24 protein-coding genes, 2 tRNA genes and 1 pseudogene are annotated in these 22,707 nt (G+C 68.1%); 18 read left to right on the top strand and 9 right to left on the bottom strand.

The window, feature by feature from the left end; translation table 11 throughout:
- A pseudogene (locus tag D7Y15_RS44720) lies at positions 1–484 on the top strand (hypothetical protein); the annotation flags it as partial.
- A gap of 94 nt (positions 485–578) precedes the next feature.
- Here D7Y15_RS44720 and D7Y15_RS19320 read toward each other — a convergent pair.
- From D7Y15_RS19320 to D7Y15_RS19330, 3 genes are all read right to left on the bottom strand, one after another.
- Positions 579–1,610 (bottom strand): hypothetical protein, encoded by a 1,032-nt coding sequence (locus D7Y15_RS19320; protein ID WP_121753521.1) that lies wholly within the window; start codon positions 1,608–1,610, stop codon positions 579–581.
- A gap of 89 nt (positions 1,611–1,699) precedes the next feature.
- Positions 1,700–2,308 (bottom strand): isochorismatase family cysteine hydrolase, encoded by a 609-nt coding sequence (locus tag D7Y15_RS19325; protein WP_121753522.1) that lies wholly within the window; start codon positions 2,306–2,308, stop codon positions 1,700–1,702.
- 89 nt (positions 2,309–2,397) lie between these two features.
- Positions 2,398–3,489, bottom strand: coding sequence for a vWA domain-containing protein (locus D7Y15_RS19330; RefSeq protein ID WP_121753523.1), 1,092 nt, complete (start codon positions 3,487–3,489; stop codon positions 2,398–2,400).
- Between the two features lie 187 nt (positions 3,490–3,676).
- Between D7Y15_RS19330 and D7Y15_RS19335 the strand changes: the two genes are divergently transcribed.
- The 9 genes from D7Y15_RS19335 to D7Y15_RS19385 all read left to right on the top strand — a co-directional run bounded on the left by D7Y15_RS19335 (position 3,677) and on the right by D7Y15_RS19385 (position 10,684).
- Complete coding sequence (locus D7Y15_RS19335; RefSeq protein ID WP_120581238.1) at positions 3,677–4,915, top strand: styrene monooxygenase/indole monooxygenase family protein; 1,239 nt, start codon at positions 3,677–3,679, stop codon at positions 4,913–4,915.
- An 89-nt stretch (positions 4,916–5,004) separates the two neighbouring features.
- Positions 5,005–7,002 (top strand): AHH domain-containing protein, encoded by a 1,998-nt coding sequence (locus D7Y15_RS45275; protein ID WP_199745947.1) that lies wholly within the window; start codon positions 5,005–5,007, stop codon positions 7,000–7,002.
- Positions 6,999–7,649, top strand: coding sequence for a hypothetical protein (locus D7Y15_RS45280; protein WP_199733975.1), 651 nt, complete (start codon positions 6,999–7,001; stop codon positions 7,647–7,649). The genes D7Y15_RS45275 and D7Y15_RS45280 overlap by 4 nt, the downstream gene beginning before the upstream one ends.
- A gap of 75 nt (positions 7,650–7,724) precedes the next feature.
- The gene (locus D7Y15_RS19360; RefSeq protein ID WP_121753524.1) at positions 7,725–8,126 is read left to right on the top strand and encodes a hypothetical protein; all 402 of its coding nucleotides are present in this window, start codon (positions 7,725–7,727) and stop codon (positions 8,124–8,126) included.
- Positions 8,123–8,902, top strand: a complete 780-nt coding sequence (locus D7Y15_RS19365) for a hypothetical protein (protein WP_121753525.1) — start codon at positions 8,123–8,125, stop codon at positions 8,900–8,902. Before D7Y15_RS19360 ends, D7Y15_RS19365 begins: the two co-directional genes overlap by 4 nt.
- A 68-nt stretch (positions 8,903–8,970) precedes the next feature.
- A complete protein-coding gene (locus D7Y15_RS19370) occupies positions 8,971–9,600 on the top strand; it encodes a hypothetical protein (RefSeq protein WP_121753526.1) in 630 nt (209 codons plus the stop codon).
- A gap of 58 nt (positions 9,601–9,658) precedes the next feature.
- Entirely contained in the window at positions 9,659–10,246 is a 588-nt protein-coding gene (locus D7Y15_RS19375; RefSeq protein WP_121753527.1) for an NIF family HAD-type phosphatase, read from the top strand.
- Positions 10,247–10,511: 265 nt separating this feature from the next.
- Positions 10,512–10,587: transfer RNA gene (locus D7Y15_RS19380), tRNA-Pro, on the top strand.
- Positions 10,588–10,609: 22 nt separating this feature from the next.
- Positions 10,610–10,684 (top strand) — tRNA-Leu (locus tag D7Y15_RS19385).
- A gap of 21 nt (positions 10,685–10,705) precedes the next feature.
- Here D7Y15_RS19385 and D7Y15_RS19390 read toward each other — a convergent pair.
- Entirely contained in the window at positions 10,706–11,107 is a 402-nt protein-coding gene (locus D7Y15_RS19390; protein WP_121753545.1) for a hypothetical protein, read from the bottom strand.
- Positions 11,108–11,234: 127 nt separating this feature from the next.
- Positions 11,235–12,719 carry a hypothetical protein gene (locus D7Y15_RS19395; RefSeq protein WP_121753528.1) on the bottom strand — a complete coding sequence of 495 codons (1,485 nt, stop codon included), beginning with the start codon at positions 12,717–12,719 and terminating at the stop codon, positions 11,235–11,237.
- Between the two features lie 93 nt (positions 12,720–12,812).
- Between D7Y15_RS19395 and D7Y15_RS19400 the strand changes: the two genes are divergently transcribed.
- The 3 genes from D7Y15_RS19400 (at position 12,813) to D7Y15_RS19410 (ending at position 14,718) form a co-directional block, all read left to right on the top strand.
- Entirely contained in the window at positions 12,813–13,472 is a 660-nt protein-coding gene (locus D7Y15_RS19400; protein ID WP_120596494.1) for a MarR family winged helix-turn-helix transcriptional regulator, read from the top strand.
- Between the two features lie 95 nt (positions 13,473–13,567).
- Complete coding sequence (locus D7Y15_RS19405; protein WP_121753529.1) at positions 13,568–14,155, top strand: protoglobin domain-containing protein; 588 nt, start codon at positions 13,568–13,570, stop codon at positions 14,153–14,155.
- The gene (locus D7Y15_RS19410) at positions 14,155–14,718 is read left to right on the top strand and encodes a redoxin domain-containing protein (RefSeq protein WP_121753530.1); all 564 of its coding nucleotides are present in this window, start codon (positions 14,155–14,157) and stop codon (positions 14,716–14,718) included. Before D7Y15_RS19405 ends, D7Y15_RS19410 begins: the two co-directional genes overlap by 1 nt.
- Before the next feature lie 66 nt (positions 14,719–14,784).
- Here the strand turns inward: D7Y15_RS19410 and D7Y15_RS19415 are convergent, their stop codons facing one another.
- Together D7Y15_RS19415 and D7Y15_RS19420 are read right to left on the bottom strand one after the other, a co-directional pair.
- Positions 14,785–15,669, bottom strand: a complete 885-nt coding sequence (locus D7Y15_RS19415) for a dihydrodipicolinate synthase family protein (protein ID WP_121753531.1) — start codon at positions 15,667–15,669, stop codon at positions 14,785–14,787.
- A complete protein-coding gene (locus tag D7Y15_RS19420) occupies positions 15,666–16,163 on the bottom strand; it encodes a cupin domain-containing protein (protein ID WP_121753532.1) in 498 nt (165 codons plus the stop codon). The genes D7Y15_RS19415 and D7Y15_RS19420 overlap by 4 nt, the downstream gene beginning before the upstream one ends.
- A gap of 65 nt (positions 16,164–16,228) precedes the next feature.
- On the opposite strand from D7Y15_RS19420, the gene D7Y15_RS19425 reads away from it, so the two are divergent.
- A complete protein-coding gene (locus D7Y15_RS19425) occupies positions 16,229–17,692 on the top strand; it encodes a PLP-dependent aminotransferase family protein (protein WP_121753533.1) in 1,464 nt (487 codons plus the stop codon).
- A 179-nt stretch (positions 17,693–17,871) separates the two neighbouring features.
- On the opposite strand, the gene D7Y15_RS19430 is transcribed toward D7Y15_RS19425, so the two are convergent.
- Entirely contained in the window at positions 17,872–18,078 is a 207-nt protein-coding gene (locus tag D7Y15_RS19430; protein WP_121753534.1) for a hypothetical protein, read from the bottom strand.
- A gap of 525 nt (positions 18,079–18,603) precedes the next feature.
- On the opposite strand from D7Y15_RS19430, the gene D7Y15_RS19440 reads away from it, so the two are divergent.
- Positions 18,604–19,503: an aspartyl/asparaginyl beta-hydroxylase domain-containing protein gene (locus tag D7Y15_RS19440; protein ID WP_121753536.1), complete on the top strand. Its 900-nt coding sequence runs from the start codon at positions 18,604–18,606 to the stop codon at positions 19,501–19,503.
- Positions 19,504–19,560: 57 nt separating this feature from the next.
- Here the strand turns inward: D7Y15_RS19440 and rnhA are convergent, their stop codons facing one another.
- Complete coding sequence (gene rnhA / locus D7Y15_RS19445; protein WP_121753537.1) at positions 19,561–20,028, bottom strand: ribonuclease HI; 468 nt, start codon at positions 20,026–20,028, stop codon at positions 19,561–19,563.
- Positions 20,029–20,083: 55 nt separating this feature from the next.
- Between rnhA and D7Y15_RS19450 the strand changes: the two genes are divergently transcribed.
- The 3 genes from D7Y15_RS19450 (at position 20,084) to D7Y15_RS19460 (ending at position 22,632) form a co-directional block, all read left to right on the top strand.
- Complete coding sequence (locus D7Y15_RS19450; RefSeq protein WP_233605022.1) at positions 20,084–21,139, top strand: Gfo/Idh/MocA family protein; 1,056 nt, start codon at positions 20,084–20,086, stop codon at positions 21,137–21,139.
- A 151-nt stretch (positions 21,140–21,290) separates the two neighbouring features.
- Entirely contained in the window at positions 21,291–22,127 is an 837-nt protein-coding gene (locus D7Y15_RS19455; RefSeq protein ID WP_147476160.1) for a hypothetical protein, read from the top strand.
- A gap of 100 nt (positions 22,128–22,227) precedes the next feature.
- Positions 22,228–22,632 (top strand): DoxX family protein, encoded by a 405-nt coding sequence (locus D7Y15_RS19460; protein ID WP_121753539.1) that lies wholly within the window; start codon positions 22,228–22,230, stop codon positions 22,630–22,632.
- Positions 22,633–22,707: the final 75 nt, after the last annotated feature.

A 22,707-nucleotide genomic window follows, 5' to 3' on the forward strand; every position in this document is an offset into this window, starting at 1 on the left:
GCCCACCACGCCCAACCAGCCGTCCTCCCTCTCCAAGCCCAACACGCCCGACCTGCCGTCCTCCGTCTCCAAGCCCACCACGCCGAGCCTTCCGGGCGCCGCGGATGCCTCCCCCTTTGGGAAGGTGGGCGGCAAGATGTCCGACAAGCTGTCGAGCCTGAAGCAGGACGGCTTCGACGCGGCTGGCAGCCTCGGAGGCAAGGCCGCGAAGCTGGGCGAGCTGCTGGAGGGCGCCGCCACCGTGCTGAGCAGCATCGCGCAGCTGGTGCAGGGCATCACGCAGGGCGTGCAGGGTGTCGCTGAGGGCGTGCAGGGCGTCGCGGGCGCGGTGGGTGGCGCCGCGGGCGCGGTGGGTGGCGCCGTGGGCGCGGTGGGCGGCGCGGTCGGTGCGGTGAGCGACGTCGCGACCAGCGTGCTGTCCCTGGCCCAGGGGCCGCAGCAGGACCCGACGGCCGGCATGAGCCAGGTCCCGACGATGGAGTAGTCCGCCGCGCAGCCTGACGCGGTGATGAAAAAAGGGGTGACGGCGATGAGCCGTCACCCCTTTTTCGTGTCGTCACGGACGTCCAGCCGCCGCGCTACTCGATGGCGGCGACCTTGTCGTCCTTGCCGAACTTCACCCGCACCTTGGACGTCTTCGACTTCCAGTAGGTCCAGGTGCTGGATTGGAACGACGGCGTCTCATGCGCGGGCGGAGGGCCCCACGCCATGCGCACGGCCTCGCGGCTCATGCCGGGCTCCACTTCCGACGCGGAGACCTTCTTGCGGTCATCCACCGACAGCGCCTCCAGCTTCGCGGCCTGGTCGTCCGGCGCGAACGAAGCCTGGAACAGCTTCCAGGTCTCCGAACCCGAGCGCGAGTCGTTGGTGAACTCGAGCTCCGCGCCGGTCTCCACGACCTTGAACTTCACGGAGGAGGAACCCTTGTCCAGCACCTCCACCTTCGCGTTGAACGGGATGATGGGGCCCTTGAGGTAGTTCACCCAGGACACGGTGCCGTCCTCGAAATGGAAGTTCGCGGTCGCGTGGTAGTAGGTCTTCTCCACCACGGGCGCGGGGGCCGGGGCGGCCGCGGGCTCGTCGCCCACCCGCACGACCTTGCCATCCGGGCCGAACTCGACCTCGAACGTGGAGAACTTCGAGCTCCAGTACGTCCAGCGGGTGCTCTGGAGCGACGGCGTGCGGTGCGGCGGCGGCGGGCCGGCCGTCAGCAGCACGGCCTCTCGCGACATGCCCCGGGCCAGCTCACCGGCGCGGACCTGCTTCTGCTCCTCGGGCGTCAGCGCGGCGATGCGCGGGGCCGGGTCCTGCTCGGCGAAGAAGCCGGCGAACAGCACGTTGATGGGCTTGCCCAGGCTCCGGTGCGTCACGAACCGGAACTCGGCGCCGGACTCGATGACCTTGCAGCGGACCTCGTCGCTGTCCCGCTCGAGGACCGCGACCTTCGCCCCCACGGGGATGGCCGCGCCCTTGCCGCGGTAGTTCACCGCGGAGAGCTGGTTCTTGTTCAAAAGGAAATTGGCCTGGGCATACAGCACCTCGGCCTGGGCCCCCATCGCCGTCAGCAACCCCAGCGCGAACACGGCGCTGAGAACATTCTTTCGATACACGCGAAAACCCCCTCGGGTCAGGCAACGGCGTGCTTCTAGTGGCGTCGCACGCACGGCCGCAAGGGGGTTCGCGCCGCTCTCCTCCGGCCCTACGCCCCCAGCATGCCAATCACTTCCGACGACGGCATGGGGCGCGAGAACATGGGGAAGTCATACTTGAGCGCGTTGCGGTGCTCCTCCGCCGAGGTGGCGGCGGCGCAGTCCGTGAGGGTGATGACGTCGAAGCCGTGCTCGTACGCGGTGCGCATGGTCGACTCGACACAGCAGTTGGTGAGGAAGCCGCCAATCACCACCGTCTTGATGCCCTTGCTGCGCAGGATGAAGTCCAGGTTGGTGCTGGCGAAGGTGTCCAGGCCGCGCTTGCCTTCCACAACGATGTCGCCCTTCTGCGGCGCCAGCGCGTCGATGATCTGCGCGCCCCAGCTGCCCTTCACGAACGCCTTCCCGTCCACCACGCCCTTCAGGATGCCGTAGGGGTGCCGGGTCAGCTCGCCGTACCCTTCCGCGAAGGTGATGGGCGCGTGCATCACCGTCACGCCCTTCGCCCGGGCGGCCTTCACCACCGCCAGGGTGTTCTCCAGCATCTTCGTTTCGGCCATCACGCCCTTCACGGCCGGGTGCAGGACCCCGCCTTCGGTGGCGAACTCGTTCTGGTACTCAATCAACAACACGGCGGTGGTTGAAGGGTCGAGCAACATGGCGGACTCCGAGGCAAAGGGACCGGACCATTCCGGACGCCCGCCATGTTTGTCAGTCATTCCAACAGGCCGTCAAGCCATCCCCCGGCTCAGGCCGCGGCGCGAGCGCCGTCCCAGTCCTCCACTTCGTAGAGGAACTTCGTGCCGCCCTTGAGCTTGCGGTTGGCGGACGTGCTCTGGACGAAGACGACGTACTTCTCCAGGCTCGCGGGCCGGATGCGCACCGTCTCTCCTGGCGGCAGGCCGAGCATCTCCCGCGCGCGCTCGCCGCTGTAGAGGTCGCCGGACTTGCGGTCCATCAGCACCACCTCCTTGCGGCCCTGGATGGTCTCCGTCTTGGTGAACTCGTAGAAGCCACGCCCCGTCTTGAAGCCCAGGCCGTTCTCCGTCACGAACTCCTTGATGGCGCTGTCCCCTTCCACTTCCAGCACCTGGAAGCGGCCCGGAGGCACCGCGCGCAGGTCCGTCTCACCGAAGAGCGTGGACGTGGTCCGCTTGAGCATCGTGTTGAACATCGCGTTCAGGCAGCGGTTCATGCGGCCCTCGCGGGACACCTCCGCTTCGTATGCCTGGAGTTGCGAGTCCGAGGACTGCTTGTAGCAGACGGCCAGCAGCATGTCGGTGATGTGTGAGAACTGATCCAGGCTCAGGTGGAAGCCGCCCGACTTCTCCGCCAGCTCCTTGTAGAACGACGTCGCGTGACGGCGGTTCAGCGCCTGGACGCCATACACAGGCACGCCCTGCTCCCCCAGCGCGGCCACCTCCTTGCGCCAGTCCAGCTTCTTGGGGTTGTGCTGGGGCGGGTGCGGCACGTCGTCCCCAATGAGCACGAACGCCTTCGTGTAGCCCTCCGTCCAGGACAGGCTCCGGGCCTCATGCAGCACCAATTCGTAGCACTCCGGCGCGTCACCGCCGCCCGTCTGGCCCACCTTCTCCACGAAGCGGGTGATGCCCTTGGCGTCGTCCGTGAGGTCCAACGCCTTGGTCACGTAGGTGGACTTCGCGTCACAGTAATCGCCGTGCGCGATGATGCCGATGCGGATGCCAGGGATCTCCTTCGTGAGCCGGGCCACGGCGGCCCCCAGCTTCTTCCGCACCTGCGCGAGACACGGATACATGCTGCCCGTGGTGTCAAAGCTGAAGACGACCTCGACGCGGTTATCAATCACAGAACTCGCCATGACGTGTTCCCCTTCGTTCGTTTCTCGCTGCGACAGGAGGAACAGTACTCGCGGGGTCTGACATGGAAGCGGGCTTCGGGGCGTCGGTTTCCGGGCGGCCTCGTACCGCCGTGCGTTGCCAGGAAGGGGCCCTCGTTTCGTAGTGTCCTGGCAGGGCGTGACGCCCGGACACCACCCAGGGGGGACCATGAGGAACATCGGCATCATCGGAGCGGGCCAGGCGGGGCTGCAGCTCGGCTTCGGCCTGTTGGAGCAGGGCTACGCGGTCACCGTCTACTCGGACCGCACGCCCGAGCAGATCTTCAACGCCCGGCTCGCCGCGACCACCTACCTCTTCGGCCGCGCCCACCGGTACGAGCAGGAGCTGGGGCTCGATTTCTGGACGGGCCCGGGGGAGTCCGCCCGGGGCGGGGACCTGGACGTCTGCGCGGCGCCGGGTCAGCGGGCGCTCCGGGTCCAGGGGCGCATCCTGAATCCAGGCAAGTCCCTGGACCTGCGGGCGAAGTACTCCCGCTGGCTCGCGGAGTTCGAGCGGCGCGGAGGCACCGTGGTGGTGCGGGACGTGGACGTGGAAGCGCTGGAGGCGCTCGCGCCCGGGCATGACCTGGTGGTGGTGACGACGGGCCGCAACAGCTTCACGCGGCTGTTCGAGCGGGACGCCGAGCGCAGCGTCCACACGCAGCCGCAACGGAACCTGGTGGCAATGATTGTCACCGGCATGAAGCCGCTGCACGAGACGCCCTACCCCGCGCTCAAGTTCATCCTGACGGCGGGCCACGGCGAGTACTTCGCCATGCCGTACTTCGACCGCATCCGGGGCCCGCTGAACGGCATCCTGCTGGAGGCCATCCCCGGCCAGGGATTGGACCGCTTCGGCGGCGTGAGCACCGCGAGGGAGGCGATGGAGCGGATGAAGCAGGTGCTGCGGGACTTCTCACCGTGGGTGGCGGAGCGGCTGGAGGGCGCCAGCATCGTGGACGAGTCCTCCTGGCTCACCGGCGCGTTCACGCCCACGGTGCGCAAGCCGGTGGGGCGGCTGCCCTCGGGACGCACGGTGATGGGGATGGGGGATGTCGTCATGCTCAACGACCCCATCGCGGGCCAGGGGCTCAACAGCGCGTCGAAGCAGGCGCACGCGATGACGCAGGCCATCCTCGAGCACGGCGACCAGCCCTTCACCCCGGACTGGATGGAGCAGACCTTCGAGCACTTCTGGCGGACGGAGGGCCAGTTCATCACCGCGTTCACCAACCTGCTGCTCCAGCCGCCTCCGCCGCACGTGCTGCGCTACCTGGGAGCCGCCTCGGCGATGTCCCCCCTGGCCGACACGTTCTTCGACAACTTCGGAGAGCCGCAGCGCTTCTGGCCTTGGATTGTCAGTCCTGCGGAGACCGAGGCGCGCATCCAGCAGGCAGCCGCCGCGTAGCGGCTGTAAGTCTTTGTCATTCCCACCCGGCCGGTCCTTCACTCCCGGTCGGGGTGGCTGAATCCTGTCAGTCCCGAGACGGGGGGGACATGACGATTCAATTCGGATTCATCGACCAGGGTGATGGCGCCAACCTCCGGACGCTTCCCGCGGAGATGAAGGGCTCCACCTGCCTGACCCCAGCGCCGCTGCCTCCGGGCACGCGGGTGAGCGTCATCCGGGACCATGCCCAGGCGCCTGGCTGGTCCTACGTCTCCACCGTGGTGGGGGGATACCTGCTGCAAGGCTACGTGCAGACCTTGCGCATTACGACGCAGCTGCCGGAGCCCGCGGCGACGCTCTATCAGGTCCGCCCGGGGAACCGCCTGGAGCCCATCGCCGCGCGCATCTACCGGCAGGCCATCCAGCCGGGGCGGGACCTGCGCTTCTACGAGAATGTCATTCATCACGTGAACGTGAAGAGTGGCCGCAAGGGGGTCCAGCGCATCGACGGTGACGTGCGGCTGGTCGCGGGTGAGCGCATCTGGCTGGTGAGCATCGCCTTCGCCAACCAGCTCCAGGGAATCGTGTCGAGCGGCTCCATCACCCACGAGGCGATGGCCAAGGCACGCAAGGCCGCCCGGCACCTGGAGGACGTCATCACCTCCGTGCGGCAGGCGGACCAGTACTTCGGAGAGGTCACCGGGCAGTACGGCCAGGCCATCCTGGACAACTGGCTGGAGATCTCCGCGATGGTGGTGGGCTTCATCGCCGCGGAGGCGCTGTCCACCTTCCTGGCCGCGACGCCCACCGGAGTAGGGCAGCTCGCGGCGGCGCTCATCCAGCTGGGCCTGGCGGCGTTCGGAGCCCATGGACTCATCGAGGCCGGAGGAGAGGCCCTGAAGCACGCGCAGCTGTGGCTCACTCATGCCTGGGAGGCCAACGGCTCACCGGAGAAGCTCAAGGAGGCGAGCAAGTCCTTCCTCCGGATGCTGGTGAGCATCGCGATGGCGGCGCTGGCGCTGATGGGCGTGAAGACCAACGCGGGACGTGGGCTCAAGCTGATGACGTCCGTGAAGATCACCCCACCCCGCATCTACATGATGGCGGCGGCGGGTCCCGGTGGTGCCTACGCGGGCGTCCCCGTGTTCCAGCCGGGCTCCATCACCGCCGCCCCCGCAATCCCCCTTCCCTTCAATCCCTGGGGAGCCGGCACGCCGCTGCTGTCGAAGGCGGTCAAGGAAGGCGGCTCCTCCACGCCAGATCCCGAGCCCACCCTGACCGAGCGCATGCTCAGTGACGCCGAGTTGGAGAAGCTGCTGGAGAAGCTCCCCAACTGGGACAAGCTCAAGGACTTCGTCGGACGCCGCATCCCTCAGGAAGGAACGCCGGAGTTCAATGCGTTCAAGAAAGAGCTTCAGGCCGCAGGCTACCGCCTGGAGAAGTTGAACACGGGCTCCCAGCCCTATCGGCTGAGCCGTCCGCACGGAAAGGCCCTGGGCGACGAGTACGGGGCGCTCACGGTGACCGAGGACGGGCTGGTGGTGCTCAAGGTCGGCAAGGGCACGCCCCGCCTGAGTGTCTTCACCCGCTACCGGAAGAACTACCTGGACTGGGTGGAGAAGACCCAGGGCCCGGCGGCTCGGGCGGCGGCGGAGGTCCGGCTCTCCGCCGGCCATCCCATGCACCACCTCATCCCCGACGTGGTCGCCCAGAGCCACCCGCTGATTCGCACGGCCATGGAGCGGCTCAAGGGCTATACGATTGACCGGGGGTCGAACATCCTCGACATGCACTCCGGGATCAACGTGGAGGGCCAGCTCATCCACTCGGGCAGCCACCCGCGCTACAGCGATTTCGTGCGTGCCCGGCTTGAACTTGGCTGGAAGAGTCTGTCCAGAAAGGGCCCCCCCTCCAGTTGGACGCCCAAGGTCATCGAGGACGCGATCCTCAAGGTCGAGAACGAGCTGCGCCAGGCCATCGAATCCGGGAGCCTGAAGGAGCCGGCCATCAAGGTGTTCCAGGAGCAACGCGGCGGTAGTGTGCTCACGGGGAAGAAGCTGGCGTTGCTGGAACTGTCCTCCCGCGAGGAGTCACACACCACATGATGTATGCATTGTCGACGGATGTCTCCCATGCCAAGGAGAATGCGGATATCTACGACGCTCATCTCATCGAGTTCGACGGTTTCGAGGACGTGACGTTCTTCGATCCCGACATCGGATATCAGAGCCAGCAGGGCGCACCCGGGGTCATCGAGTACTATGGCAACCTGGAGTGGATCGCCGGACGCGACCACCTGTGCACCACGTCCATGGGGTGGTTGCTGCTCTCCCGGCGCATGGTGCGAGTGCTCGAAGGGGTGGGCCCGTTCCGCCACCGCCTCATCCCCACGGTCATCTACGCGGAACGCATCAAGCACCTCGTGTACAGCGGATATCCCCGGAGGAGGACCTGGTATCCGGTGACGGACCCTGCGCTGAAGAACGAGGACTTCGTCATCCTCCAGTTGCTGGAGCGGACCGACTGCCTCGACCGGGAGCGCACCCTCGTGAAGGGCGTGCCCTTCCACCAGTGGGACGAGGAGCTTTTGGGCGAGGATGACGCCGAGCCACTCGTGCTCCGCCCGCCACCCGGAGGCTTCCCTCCCGTGTTCTTCGTCCCCGAGCTGGCCTTCTACTGCTACACCGAGGAGGCGCGTCAGGCGTGTGAGCAGGCGGGACTGAAGGGCCTGTGGTGGCGCCCCCAGCCTTGAGCCCGGACGCGCCCGGGGCTGACTTGGGGCGCGAGTCCGTCCCCCTCTAGGATGACGCTCCCATGGGGACGCAACATGAGTGGTGAGGGCTCGAAGCCCGTCGCGGCGGTGCTGGTGGGGCTGACGAACTTCCGGCTGGGCCGCATCCTGCTGTGGACCACGACGGTGTTCCTCGGGCTGCTGGCGCTCGTGCCGGGCCCTGACAGCGGGACGCTGTGGCGCATGGCCGCCATTCCGGGCGTGCTCGCGCTGATTGGAACCGGCACGGCGTGGTGGAAGGAGCGCCAGAGTTCCCGGTCCGGACCCATTCCGTGGCTGCTGCCCCGGCTGGCCGTGGGGGGCGTGCTCTTCGGAGCAGCCGCGCTCCTGATGTGGTGGCGGCGCCGGCGCGAGCTGAAAGCCAGCGAGCCGGTATCGCCGCCCTCCGCGGAACAGGTGGACCGGTGGGCTGCCGCCGAGCTGGAGCGCTCGTCATGAGCCACGCGGCATTGAAGCAACGGGACGCGGCGCCGCTCGAAGTGCCTCCGCGTGAGTCCATGGGAGGCATGGCCCGCGCGGGCTTGCGGAGCCTCCTCTCGATGGTGCCCGCGCTGCTGGGCTCCGGCGTGCTGGGCGCGCTGAAGGGCTTCTTCCTCTTCGGGTGCTTCGGCCTGGTGCTGGCAGGCGTCTTCGTGCTCGCGCCGCGTTGGACGGGCGCGACACCAACGCCCTCCTGGCTGAACTACCTGAGCTTCGTGCTCACACCCCTGCCCCTGGCTCTGGCTGGGGGCTACGTCTGGATGCTCCACGGGGTCAGCTCACGGCTCGCGAGCGAGGTCCGGGCGCGAGGGCTGATGGGCTATGCGTACGCCATCCTCAAGCCCGCGACGATGCAGGTCGCCCGACGGTTGCGCGGGGCCAGCACGCCCAGCCGCGCGGAACTCACCCGGGCCATTGAGGAGTCGGTGGCGGAGCGCATGCGGGAGCCCGAGGAGGAGCGCGAATCCGCGGCCTCCCGCGCCGGATGGCTGGAGGGCTTCCTCATGGACCAGTCCCGCCGGGTGCTGGGGCTCATCGCCCTGCGCGCGGTGCTGACGTCGTCGGACGTGCCTTCCGCCGTGCGGGAGCTGGAGATGTTGGCCATCGATCGATTGGAGGGAGTGTTGGAGGAGACGCTGGAGGACCTCTTCTTCCTCCAGATGGTGCTCACACTCTGCGCGGGCATTCTTGTCGCCTCGCTGCCCACGTTCCTGCTCCTCTTCCTGCCCCGCTGAGCGGAGGCCCGCCGGCCTCTGCTAGCCTCCTGCCGTCCCACCAGGGTGGGACAGGAGGCGACGCCGGGATGGACTCACTGGACGCGCGCATGGAGCGGCTGGAAGGCCGGCTCCGACGATGGCAGGGCCTCACCCTCGCGGCCTTCGTGCTGGCCGGGGTGGGAATGGGAACCGCGGCCCTGCGTGACGAAGCGACGCAGGAGCATCCGGGAGAGCTGGTCGCATCCCGGCTGGTGCTCAAGGACGCCAGGGGCCGCACACGGGCCAGCCTGGAAGCGAACCGCCACGGCGGCGCGTCGCTGGTGCTGAACGACAGCGAAGGCCGTCCCCGGGCACTGCTGGGTGTGGGCGAGGACGACTCGCCCCGGCTGCGCTTCTCCACGGCGGAAGGCGAGTCGCTGGCGGAGCTGATGGTGTTCTCCGACGAGGCGCCGCGACTGACGCTGTCCAAGTCCGGGGGCGCGGAGCTGTTCTCCGTGGGACTCCAGGTGGACGGCTCGTCGCGACTGGAGCTGGCGGACGTGACGGGACGCCCCCGCGCCATCCTGGGCGCGGATGAAGAGGGCTCGCCCGGCCTGCTCCTGGTGGACCGTCGCGGCCAGGCCCGCGTGGAGCTGCGCGTGGGCAGCACGGACGAGGCCAGCCTCGTGCTGGAAGGCCGCAACGGCCAGGTGTTCCGAGCGCCCGGCGTGCAGTGACGCCGCGTCGTCATTTCCGTGAGCCGTGCGGCGTCATCACCGGGAGGGAGACCCACCGGTGACGGCGCCCACGGACCGCATCCTGTTGATCCTGGACCTGGATGAGACCCTGGTCCACGCAAGCGAGAAGCCCCTGTCCCGGGAGGCGGACTTCCAGGCCCTGGGCTACTTCGTCCACGTGCGTCCGCACCTGGAGCCCTTCCTGTGGGAGTGCGCCTCTCGCTTCCGGCTGGCCATCTGGTCGGCGGGGGCTGACAAGTACGTGGCGGAGCTCGTGAAGCGGATGGTCCCGCCGGAGCTCGAGCTGGACTTCGTCTGGGGGCGGAGCCGCTGCACGTATGGGTTCGACCGGGCCGGCGTCCAGCGGGATGGGTTTCTCGATCCGGATGCGCACTACGGCTGGGTCAAGAAGCTGCGCAAGTTGAAGCGGCGGGGCTACCAACTGGAGCGCGTCCTGATTGTCGATGACACGCCAGCCAAGTGCATCCACAACCACGGCAACGCCATCTACGTCCGCGAATACGAGGGCGAGGCGCACGACACGGAGCTGCTCGACCTGGGCCGGTATCTGAAGACGCTCGCGGACGTGGACAACGTCCGGTGCATCGAGAAGCGCAACTGGCGGAAGCAGCTCTGTCAGGACTGATTTTCCGCCGCGTCCCTCATCCCCGAGAAAGGAGTGTGATGCCCATGACGAAGCGCGACGAGCCGAACCCCAACCGCCCCACCGACATGGAGCCCACTCCAGACAGCTTGGAACTGGCCATCGCCTCGTTCCACGGCTGTCCGCCCGGCACCTGACCCACGCCGCCACCCGGTAACACCGGGACGGGCATGGACAGAGGCCGGGCTCCCGAGGGGGGACCCGGCCTCAGTCATGTCCGGGTCCTCCCTCGAGGACTCAAACCCATCGGGATGTAGCTCAGTCTGGTCAAGAGCGTGCGCCTCGGGCGCGCAAGGTCGCTGGTTCGAATCCAGTCATCCCGACTTCACAGCCAAGACAGCTCACGCCGGGTTGGCCCAATCAGGTAGAGGCGCCGCGCTCAAAACGCGGAGGTTGCGGGTTCGAATCCCGCCCCCGGCACACGCCCGAGCCGTCTGACGCCTACTCGAGTTGGAGGCCGCAGTCGCTGCAGGCGCCCGCCACCAGAGCGGCGGCCGTTCCGCAGGCCGGGCAGGGAGGCTCTCCCTCTTCCTCGGTGGCTTCTGACGGGGCGGAGGGCATCAGGCGGGGAGCCGCACCCTCTGGCATCAGACCCTCGCGGCGCACCGTCTCCAGCCATCCCTGCTGGAGCAGGGCGGCCACCCGGGGCCCATCCTCGGGCCGCACCAGAACCTGGAACTTCGGAGAACAGCCGACCTTGCCGCACGCCTCACGGTGGACGAGGGCGGGGACGTCCGCGTCCAGGAAGCCCTCCACCATCCTCCGGGCGTCCGCGAGTGACAACTCCGCGCACGGCACCAGCTCCGAGTCCGCCAAGGTTCTCTGCACTTCGTCTGGGGTCATGACGGCCGTGATTGGACCTCGGATGCGCCCCCTTCGTCCACCGCCCCTGATTCGGAGGCGGGAGGAACTGAAGGCGAGCTCGGTCCGGAGCGTCATGGCCCCCATCATCACCTTTCCACGAACCGCATTACGAACCGCAGCCGCGTGCATCCTTCCGCACGAAGACGCGGACCGGGCCCGGGTCCGCCACCTCTTCGAACCGGGAATCCCCTTGGAGCCTGTCGAGCAACGCCTCCCGTGATTCCGCCCCCAGGAGGAGCGTGTCCACGTGCGGAGGAACAAGCACGACCTGCGCCCGCTCATAGTGATGCAGGAGGAAGCGGTCGTAGCCGTTGGGCACGAAGACGATGGAGCGGAAGTCCGTGGCCACCGCGCGCCATGAGGCACACGTCTGGACCTGGCGCGCGAACGCCTGGCGGAAGTCTCCATCCACCGGAGGCATGGGACGCAGCGGCGGAGACCCGATGGTCCGGTCGAACCGCGCGACCTGGAGAATCGCGAGCACGGCGAGCAGCAGCACGGGCATCGTCGCGGTCCAGGCAGGGACCCGCCCACGCGCGAGCACGCCCTTCCACGCCTCCGCGAGCCACCCGAAGCCAGCCGCCGCGCACACGCCCAACCCGGGCAGCAGGAAGGCGGAGTTGTAGAACCAGAGGAGGCGCTTGTCCGGCGCATCCGCCATGAAGAAGAAGGTGCCCGGAATCGTGCTGACGAGAGTGGCCGCGGGCGAGAGCAGTTGGAGCCACCAGAAGCTCCGCTGGAAGACCACCAGCCCGCTGGTAGACACGTCGTGCACCACCCTGCCGGGATCGCCCAGCGCGGTGAAGGCAACCTGCCCCCACGTGCTGCCGTAGTGCGACCAGAACCGCGTCCCCGAAGGCGTCCCGAGCGCCGGCAGCACCACCGCGACACAAATCGCGAGGTAGCCGAACGCCAACGCGGACACCCCGAGCGCCCTGCGCGTGAGCATCGCACGCGGCGGACGGGCCACGGCCGGCAGCAGCAACAAGGCCGCTGACTGGAACGCGAGGAACAGGCCTCCATCCGGACGCACGCCCAACGCAAGCAGCGCCGTGGGCACGATCCACCGCATCCGCACTCCTCGCAGGAGCATCACGAGCACCGCCGTGGAGCCCAGCTGGAAGAACACCTCGAAGTGCGCGGAGAGCGCGACCGTCTTCACGAACGGATTGAGCGCCAGGTACAGCGTGAAGGCGACGGAGGCCCATGGCCTCCAGGCGGCGGGGAGCAGCTCCTGCTCCTCGACCATGCGCTCGAAGAACCAGACTTGGAGCGCGACCGCCGCGTACAGCGCCACCAGCCCCAACAGGATGAACAGGAACTGCGAGTCGCTGAGCAGGAACAGCGGCGTGAGCAACAGCAGCGTCGGGGTGAAGTGCACCGTGAGGTGGTTGAAGTCCCCGTCCGTCACCCAGAAGGGCCGGCCCCGGTGCACCGCGTTCGAGAACAGGTCGTTCAGGAGCGCCAGGTCGTGGAACGCGAACACCCCACCCCGGAAGGCGCTCCAGACGCAGACCACGGTGTAGATGAACAAGGCTCCGAGCACGAGGTGCCAGGCCCGGAACCGGCGGGTGAACACGAAGGGATGCAAAGCGGGGGGACTCTGCCACACGCCCACGGGAAGGACACGAACGCTCCGCCCGGTCGCCTTGACAACTTAGGAGTCCTAACCTAGATCAAATGCATGACTGGGAAGCGACCGGGATACTTCGACGAGAACAGCGAACCCATCTCCGCGCGCATCGCGACAGGGCTCCACAAGATCGGGCTCGCGATGAAGCAGCAGTCGTGGCAGCAGGCGAATGGAGCGGGCCTGTCCGCCACGCAGGGGCAGATTCTCGCCACGCTGGTCGCGAACGGTCCGCTCACCGGCAAGGAGTTGAGCGAGCGCCTCGGCGTGACGCTTCCCACCATCAGCGACTCCGTCCGCGTCCTCGTCGAGAAGGCGCTCGTGACCCGCTCCGCGGACCCGAGGCACCCGCGCGCCAGCCTCCTGACCCCCACGGCCACGGGCGCATCACTCGGGGCCCGCGCGCGGTCGTGGCCGGAGTTCATGGCGGACGCGGTCGCGGACCTCTCCCCGGAGGAACAGCGCGCGTTCTTCGCCGGCATCGTGAAGATGATCCGGATGCTTCAGGAGCAAGCGCTCGTCCCGGTCACCGGCATGTGCGTGACCTGTACGCACTTCCGTCCGAACGTGCGCCCTGGCGCGTCTCCGCATCACTGCGCCTTCGTGGACGCGCCCCTGTCGAGTGAGCAACTGCGCCTCGACTGCCCGGAACACGAGCTCGCGGCGGAGTCCGCGCGACGCGAGGTCTGGGAGCAGTTCATGCGTCGCGGCTGACGTCCCTGCGTCTCAGACACGAATGAACACGGCTTTCCGCGGCCACTCCGGCCGACGGCAACGGCGGAGCTCTGCTCCCTGAAGGAGAAGGCATCATGAGCAACATCCCCGGCTATACCCACGGCACCGCGTCCGTTTCGCGCTCGCCGGTATCCCTCAACGACTTCGAACAGATGAAGGCCAGCGTCCTGTTCGGCGATGAGGACGTGAAGGCCCTCCGCATGTCGCATGACATCGTGAAGGGGCGGACCGAGGCCATCCTCGACGTCTGGTATGGGTTTGTCGGGAGTCAGCCGCACCTGCTCTCCTCGTTCAGCGGCAAGACGGACGGCAAGCCCCTGGGCGACTACCTCACCTCCGTCCGCAAGCGCTTCGCCCAGTGGATCCTCGATACGTCGAGCGCCGGGTATGACCAGGCCTGGCTCGACTACCAACACGAGATTGGCCTGCGCCACCACCGGGCCCGGAAGAACAAGACCGACGGAGCCCCTTCGACGGACCTCGTGCCCTTCCGGAACCTGTTCGCGCTCATCTTCCCGGTGACCTTCACCCTGCGCCCCTTCCTGGCCGAGCAGGGACACTCCGCGGAGGACGTCGAGAAGATGAATGCGGCGTGGGTGAAGTCCTGCCTGTTGCAGGTGACGCTCTGGGCCCACCCCTACGTCAAGGACGGGGACTTCTGATGACGCCGCGTCCCGCACCGGCCTGGCGGACCACCGACTGGCTCAATACGCCAGAGCCGCTCACCCTGGAGCGACTCCGCGGCAAGGTCATCCTCCTCCACGCCTTCCAGATGCTCTGCCCGGGCTGCGTTGCCCGGGGCATTCCGCAGGCACAGCGCGTCGCTGAACTCTTCGCGGGCGCGCCGCTCGTCGTGGTCGGGCTGCACACGGTCTTCGAGCACCACGAAGCCATGAAGCTCGAGTCCCTGCGGGCGTTCCTCCACGAGTACCGGGTGAAGTTCCCGGTGGGCGTGGACGCACCGGGCGAAGGCGGCGACCCCATCCCGCGCACCATGAGGGCGTACGCCATGCAGGGAACGCCGACGACGGTCCTCATCGACGCGCAGGGCCGTCTTCGCCGGCAGGTCTTCGGGATGCACGACGACCTGCTCCTGGGCGCCGAACTGCAAACCCTGCTGCTCGAGGCCCAGGCGGCGCCCGTGTCCGGTGTGCAGCGGCCTGCAACACCGGGGACTTGTGACGACACCGGCTGCGCCGTGCCCACGGAAGCCGCGCCGGACTGACCGCCGCTGGCCAGCCTCCTCGCCGCGAGCAGGACACCCGTGGCGAGGATGACGGTTCGCAAAGGCTCAGGTGGCTGGGAGGACCGCGAGGTCCACGAGGATCCGGCGAAGCTCGGCGACACGGTCAGCGCCGAGCGGTTGCAACGGAGCCCGGAGCGGACCGACAGGGGTCCCCATCAGCTCGAGCGCCGCGGAGATGGCGCGCGGGAGGCCGTGCGCCACGATGAACTGCAGGAACGGAAGCTGCCGGTAGAAGCTCCGCCGAGCAGCCTCCAGGTCCCCCCGGCGAACGGCGTCGTAGAGCTCGACGTTGAGATGAGGAATGACATGGGGAGCCGCCGTGCACCAGCCACTCGCTCCGGCCACGAACGCCGCCAGCGCCAGCGGGTTGCTCCCGTTGTAGAAGGCCACGTCCTCACCGCAGAGCTGGACCAGGCGGTGCATCCGATTCACGTCGCCGGTGCTCTCCTTGACCATCGTGACGTTGGGAATCCGGAGCAGCCGGGCGATGAGGTCGGGGCTGAGGTCCAGCCCGCCTGTCGCGGGGTTGTTGTACACGGCGATGGGAATAGAGATGGCCTTGGCCACCGTGTCGAAGTGGCTGACGATTTCAGCGTCACTGAGCTTCCAGTAGCTCATGGGGAGGATCATCACCGCGCTGGCGCCGGCCTTCTCCGCGGACTTCGCGTGGTGGACGGTCCGCTCGGTGGTGAGGCTGGAGACGCCGACGAGCGTGGGCACCCGTCCCGCCACCCGCTGGATGACCACCTCCGCCACCTGCTCCCGCTCCTCGTCGGACAGGTATGGCAACACACCGGTGCTCCCCAGCGGGGCAATGGCATGGACGCCTGCCTTCACCATGTCGTCGACGATGCGCCCCAGGAGGACTTCATCCACACGCCCACCCGTGAACGGCGTGATGGGATACGCGACGATGCCCTGGAGCTTCATCGCGCCCCTCCTTCCGCTTCGTGGCTCTTGTCGAAGAGCTGGTCTCCGCGCTCCGGGACCTCTTCCCGCAGCGCAATGCCTCCCATGTTCTGCAGCATGGGGGCGTTCTCGCACGCCAGGTAGCGCGCGCGACCCTTGCCGGTGTTCACGTGGTTGTGCCACGCCCAGACGGGGACGTAGAGGGCGTCTCCCACCTTCCAGTCAATCCGCTTGCCCCCGACGTAGGAGTAGCCCTCGCCTTCGAGGACGAACAGGATGGTTTCGTAGGTATGACGATGGCGGTTGGAGGACTGGCCGGGCTCGAGCCAGCCAATGGTCATGCTGAGCGCATGGGAGGGCAGGTCGACGAAGAACACCGGGTGCTTCCGGGCCTTCGAGTAGTCCCCGTGCTGTCCGGCGCTCTCCACGGCGGGATGAGCGAGCCGGTCCGGCATGACCACCCGGGGGCGAGGCGGTGTTTTATCGAAGTCAGCGGAGTGGAATTTCTCGGTCATTCTGGGCTCCCGTGGGTCGCTGCGAGTCATTGCGGCGACTGTCGTTCTAGCGACGGGATGGACCCGTGAGAGGCTCCAGAACAGAGATACCCAGGGGTCCAGTTCGCCGGCCCTGGCGGTTCGACCTGGTCCTGGAGCGGGACGGGAAGGTCTCGCAGCAGACGCAGCTCGTTCGCGCCCTCGTTCAGGAGATCCAGCGCGGACGGCTCCCTCCAGGCTCCATGTTGCCGGGGAGTCGCACGCTCGCGGCCCAGCTCGCCGTGAACCGCAAGGTGGTGGTGGCCGCCGTCGAGGAGCTCGTCGCGCAAGGTTGGCTGGAGACCCTGCCCGCATCGGGGACGCGCGTCGCCGCCCTCCTCCCTTCGCTGGCGGTCGCCGACACTGAAGTGCGCCCACCGCGCACGGCAAGCCCGGTCCGCGGCGAGGCCTCGCTCGTGTCCATCACGGATGGGCTGCCCGACTCACGGCTCGCGCCCCTGGAGGAGCTGGCGCGCGCATACCGTCGGGCCCTTCGCGCGTTCAGCCGGACCGCGTCAGGGTACTCCGACGCCGCGGGCGCACCCGAGCTTCGCGAGGTGCTCTCCGGCTTCGTCAATCAGGCACGCGGGCTCTCCACGACCCGTGCTGAAGTGTTCGTGACGCGGGGAAGCCAGGGTGCGCTCGGGCTCTACGCGCTGTCGATGCTCACACGCGGGGACGTGGTCGCGGCGGAGGTGCCGGGGTACGCGCCCGCGTGGCGCGCCTTTGAATTCGCGGGAGCAGAGGTCGTCCACATCCCCGTCGATACCGGCGGCCTGAAGACAGACCTCCTGGAGGAAAAAGCACGGGCGCTGGGAGGACGGCTGAAGGCGGTCTACGTGACCCCGCATCATCAGTACCCCACGGCGGTCGCCATGGCGCCGGAGCGGCGCATGCACCTGCTCCATCTGGCCGAGCGCTTCGACTTCACCGTGATCGAAGACGACTACGACTACGAATACCACTTCGAGGGCAATCCCCTGCTGCCGCTCCAGGCCACCGCGGGCTCACGGCGTGTCGTCTACATCGCGTCGCTCTCGAAGCTGCTCGCACCGGCGATCCGGCTGGGATACCTCGTCGCTTCACCTGGGTGCATTCGCAAGCTCGGGGAGACACGCGCGGTGCTCGAGCGGCAGGGCGACCCGGTGCTCGAGCGCGCCATCGCGGAGCTGTTCGAAGACGGCACGCTGCAACAGCACGCGAGGCGCGCGCGCCGTATCTACAAGGAGCGGCGGGATCACCTCCTGGAGCAGCTCCCCAGGAGTCCCGCACTGCGAGCGGCCTTCACGTACTCCGTCCCCACCGGAGGGTTGGCCCTCTGGCTGCGGCTGCGGCAGGGAAGCTCGGAGTCCTTGGCCGCGAGGGCGCGGGATGCGCGGCTCCTCATTGCATCGGGTTCGACGTACCTCCCCAAGGGCCGGCTCGCCGCCATTCGCTTCGGTTTCGCCGCCCACGACACGAACGAGCTGTCGTGGATCTGCGATGCCCTCTCGCATTGCGTTCCCCCATGAGGAAGCAGGGAGGCCGGTTCATCGGGGAGAGGACGAGCGAGCTTCAGGCCTGAAAAGTCTGGAGGCCGATGCATGACTCATCGCCCCGCCGGCTCTGTCTTGAAGACAGCGCCCCTTCGGACTTGAAGGAGCACGGTCTGTCCGCTCGCGAGGTGGCGTTGGAATGGGTCCGCCGTCACTCAGCCCATCTTGCAGTAGTAGAGGCTGATGTCATCGCAATACCAGCCCCGGCACTTCGCGCCCCGGATGAAGTACTCCTCGGGGGCCTGGAAGGGGGCGGTCTCGTCGGAGATCCAGCTGGACCAGTAGCAGTCCGTCGCGGTGCGTCCGGTGATGTTCGTACACTCCAGTGAGACGTTGTCGCAGAAGCTTCCCGTGCAGGACACGCCCGTCGCCCAGTACCCCGAGGGACAAGAGGGTCGGCGTCGTGGTCTCCTCGGAGAACGACCGCGTCCAGCTCTTGCTGCCATACCCGGCGTTGGAGGGAATGTCCCGGCAGTTCATGGACACGTTGTCGCAGCCGGTGCCCGTACACCCCAGCGAGAAGGCCACCATCCGGTTGCCGCAGTGGATGGGCGGAAACTCCTCCGACGTGGAGCCCGCGGATTGCGTCGCCGCCTGCTCCACCTGCTCGGTCTCAAACCCGGTTTCGGAATCCATCTCATCGGCGGGACCGCAGGCCGGGGTCGTCAACAGGAGGGTCAGTGCCGCGAACAGGGACAGTCGCTTCATGGTGTAAAACCTCTCAAAATGCGTGGGCGTTGCCCTGCTGTCACGCCCGTGTCCGAAATAATTCCCATGGCGTTGCCGAGGGAGACCGGGTCATCCGCGCAAGGGGCAGCGCCACACCCCTGGACGCTGCATTCGCCGCCGGGCTATGGCTTGCGCCTCTCCATCGGAGGCAACGCACCATGGTCGCGCAGACATCGCCCCAGGAAATCACCGCGCAGGTGCGCCAACGCATCGTCGACCTGGCCCGGCAGGGCGGCTACGTCGACGCGGTCCTGGGCGCGGGGCCGGAGCTGGAGCGGCTGAAGCACTACCTGCGCATGCTCATGGGCCAGGTGCCCGCGCCCCCCGCCAGGCCTGAACAGTCCCCCACCATCTTCCCGCCGTTCCCCGGACTGGATGAGCACCCGTGGCGCGACCCGCCGCCTCCGGCCGCGAAGGCGCTGGAGGGCTGCCTGGCGGCGGTGACGCGCGACATGGAGCGGCTGGAGAACGCGGACCTGCTGCACTACGACTCCGGCATCGTCGGCACGGGCCACTGGTCCGTGCACCCCATCTACTTCGGCGGCGAGCGCACCGACCGTCTCTTCTGGCCCCAGCTCGCCATGGAGGAGACGGCGGCCGCGGTGCGGTCGCTGGACGGCGAGTGCACCGACTTCCCGCTGGCGGACGTGCTGTTCTCCTCGCACGCGCCCGGCACCACGCTGACGCCGCACTGCTCGTGGGACGGCTTCCGGATGCGGCTGCACCTGGGGCTCAGGGTGCCGGAGGGCTGCGGCATCCGCGTGGGCTCGGAATCGCGGCACTGGCAGCCGGGCCGCGTGCTCACCTTCCACGACTCCTTCGAGCACGAGACCTGGAACCGGGGCACCGAGCGCCGCGTGGTGCTCATCGCGGACTGCTGGCACCCCGGCCTCACCCAGCCCGAGCGCGAGGCCCTGCTCGGCCTCACGCGCAAGTTCGAGGTCCGCGCGCTGCTCGCCCAGCTGCGCGTGCCGGAGACCCTGTCCGAGCCTCTCCTCGTCCGCTTCGCTGAACAGGAGCGCACGGACGCCCAGGTGCGCCGCTTCTGGCGCGGGTAGCGCCCCCACTCGGAGGTCTTCGAGGGCCAGGGCTCCATGGGCAGAGGAGCCAGCCCCCTACCGTCCGAGCCGGGCCGCCAGCTCCAGCCGGGCCGCCACGGCCAGCGCATCCGCGCGGTTGTTCTCCACGTCATCCGAGTGGCCCCGCACCCAGTGCCACGTCACCTCATGAGCGCGGACGGCTTCCAGCAGCTCGCGCCACAGGTCCGCGTTGGACACGGCCTTCTTGCCCGACGTGCGCCAGCCATTGCCCTGCCACGTGTCCAGCCACTTCTCCGCGAAGGCGTTGCACACGTACTTCGAGTCCGTGAACACCTGGACGCGGCACGGCATCTTCAGGGCCTTCAGCGCGACGAGCGCCGCGGTCAACTCCATCCGGTTGTTGGTGGAGTCCGCCTCCGAGCCCTGGAGCTCCTTGCGGTAGCCCTGGCGTTCGGTCGCGATGAGGATGGCGCCCCACCCTCCCAGGCCGGGGTTCGGCGAACAGGCGCCATCGCAGTAGATATGCACGAGCGGGAGCGACATCGGACGCGCACCCTACTCCATCCGCCTCCGGCGTCCCGCGGCTAGAGTCTGGTCCGTGAGCGCCTTCCCCGCCACCCTCCCCCATGTCGAACCCATCCCCTTGCGCGGAGGGCGCGTGCTGCGCTGGGGCGTGCTCGCGCCGGGCAGGATCGCCGGGGGCTTCGTCTGGGCCCTGCACCGGCACACCGACCAGCGCGTCCACGCGGTGGCCTCGCGTGACCCCGAGCGCGCCGGGCGCTTCGCCGCGCAGTACGGCGTCCCTCGCGTCCACGAGTCCTACGAGCGGCTCGTCGCCGACCCCGACGTCGACATCGTCTACGTCGCGTCTCCCCACAGCGAACACAGGCGACAGGCATTGCTCGCCATCGCCGCCGGCAAGCATGTCCTCGTGGAGAAGCCGCTCGCGCTCGACGCCGCCGAGGCCCGCGACATCGCCCGGGCCGCTCGCGCCGCGGGCGTCTTCGCCATGGAGGCCCTGTGGTCGCGCTTCCTCCCGCAAACCCTGCTCATCGAACGGCTGCTGCACGACGGCGTGCTCGGCGACATCCGGCTCGTCATGGCGGACTTCGGAGGCTGCTTCGACTTCGACCCCGAAGGCCGCGTCTTCAACCCCGCGCTCGGCGGTGGCGCGCTGCTGGACATCGGCATCTATCCCATCTGGCTCGCGCACCTCGTGCTCGGCCCACCGCCGCACATCCACGCCACGGGCACCCTCACCCAGACAGGCGTGGACGGACAGGCGGCCCTCGTCCTCACCTACCCTACGGGCGCGCAGGCACTGCTGCACACCACCCTCTTCGCGGAGACACCCCAGGAGGCCGTCATCGCGGGGACGCACGCGCGCCTCCAGATCGACTCGCGCTTCTTCACCCCCGGCGGCTTCACGCTGAAGGCCGCCAGGTCGGACCAGCGGCTGCGCTGGACCGACCCGTCTGGCATCCACGGCAGCGAGGGGCTCGCCTGGCAGGCGGCCGCGGTCGCGCTGCACATCGCCGAAGGCCTCACCGAGTCACCGCTGCATCCGCTCGAACGCAGCATCGCGTTGCTCGAAACCATCGACGCGGCGCGAAACCAGCTCGGCGTCAATCGTGACGGGGCGCGTCGGAAATAACCGCAAACGCCACAAAACAAGCTTTCCTGTGACCTGAACAGTCACAGCCTCCGCACGGCAATCATTGCCATCCGAGTGACTGTCTCGGTTGGGCACGTGGTCTGTCCATTGCAGACATCTGGCCTCCGCTGTCCACCCCGAGGAGGAATGGATGTCAATGACGCGCGCAGGCATGTTCATGGGCCGGCTGCTGACGGCCACGTTGATGGGAGTGTTCGCGGGCTGCCAGGGAGAGCCCACGCAGGAGGAGTCCGTTGCCGCCTCCAAGTCGCAGGAGCTCACGGCGGCCTCGAGGAACTGTGTGCAGCGCTTCGAGGGCATCACCCACTGCGCCACGGGCGACGCGAAGGTGGAGTCCACCGACAAGGGCCTGGTGGTCACCGGCTTGAACAAGCTGGAACAGGACGGCGTCGTGGGGCTCATGGGTCGCGCCGAGAGCTGGCGGCAGCGGTCCATCGTGGATTTCGGCGCCAGCAGCGAAGGCGTGCGGTACTTCGGCCGGAACCAGGACCAGGTCATCAGCACGCTGTCGCTGGCCCCGGATCCGAGCAACCCCGAAGCAGGGATGCGGCTGCTTCCCACGTTCACGGGGAGCCCCGGCGGCTCCGCCTACACCATCAACGTGCGCTACCAGGGCGAGCCGACGGCCATGATGCTTCCGCACAACTGGTGGCGGTGGAGCAGCGTGGAACTCTGGGACTACATGGACCGCCAGCGTCACCCGGACCTGTACTTCGGCGTGGAGGGGTTCGGCGTGACCACGGGCGTGGGCCGCGTGGGTGCCTGCATCTGGCGCGTGCGCTTCCAGGAAGGCCCGTTCACGGTGACCCTGGAGGACGGCAAGCAGGTGATGGGCGATGAAATCGAGTTCGTGGAGCAGCTCGATGACGGCGCCTATCCCTACAGCGCCTTCACGCACATCGGGATGACGGGCTCGGTGGACGCGCTCACCATCGTCGACGAGACCGTGGTCCAGAGCAGCAAGTGAGGTTCCCGGGCCCGTGAGCGGCGTGGACACGGGCCCGCCATTATGGTTCACGGGCGCGTGCCGGGACCTTCCATCCCCCGGCACACGCTCGGAGAACACCATGGGATTCCTGCGGCCCCACGCTGAACGCATCTACGCACTGCTCCGCATCGCCGCGGGGCTGATGTTCATGCTGCACGGCATGCAGAAGGTCTTCGGCATGTTCGGCGGAATGCCCGCCGGGGCGCCGCCCTTCATCGTCTACGGCGCGGGGGGCATCGAGTTCCTGGGTGGCCTGCTCGTGGCGCTCGGGCTGTTCGCCGGGCCCGCGGCGTTCATCTCCAGCGGCACGATGGCGTTCGCCTTCTTCATGGGGCACGTCATCCCCAACGGGGGCAATCTCAACCCCCTCCTGAACAAGGGCGAGCTCGCGGCAATCTACTGCTTCGTTTTCTTCTACATCGCCGCGCACGGATCCGGCATCTGGAGCGTCGACGCCGCCCGCCGGGGAAATTCCCGCACGTAGCCGCCCACGGGATGGCTGGCTGCTCGCCCTCCAGGGATTGCGTCGAGGGGCCAACCTTCCTCCCACACGCTCCGC

The sequence above is a fragment of the Corallococcus sp. AB030 genome (genome assembly GCF_003668965.1).
GTDB classification, from domain to species: domain Bacteria; phylum Myxococcota; class Myxococcia; order Myxococcales; family Myxococcaceae; genus Corallococcus; species Corallococcus exiguus.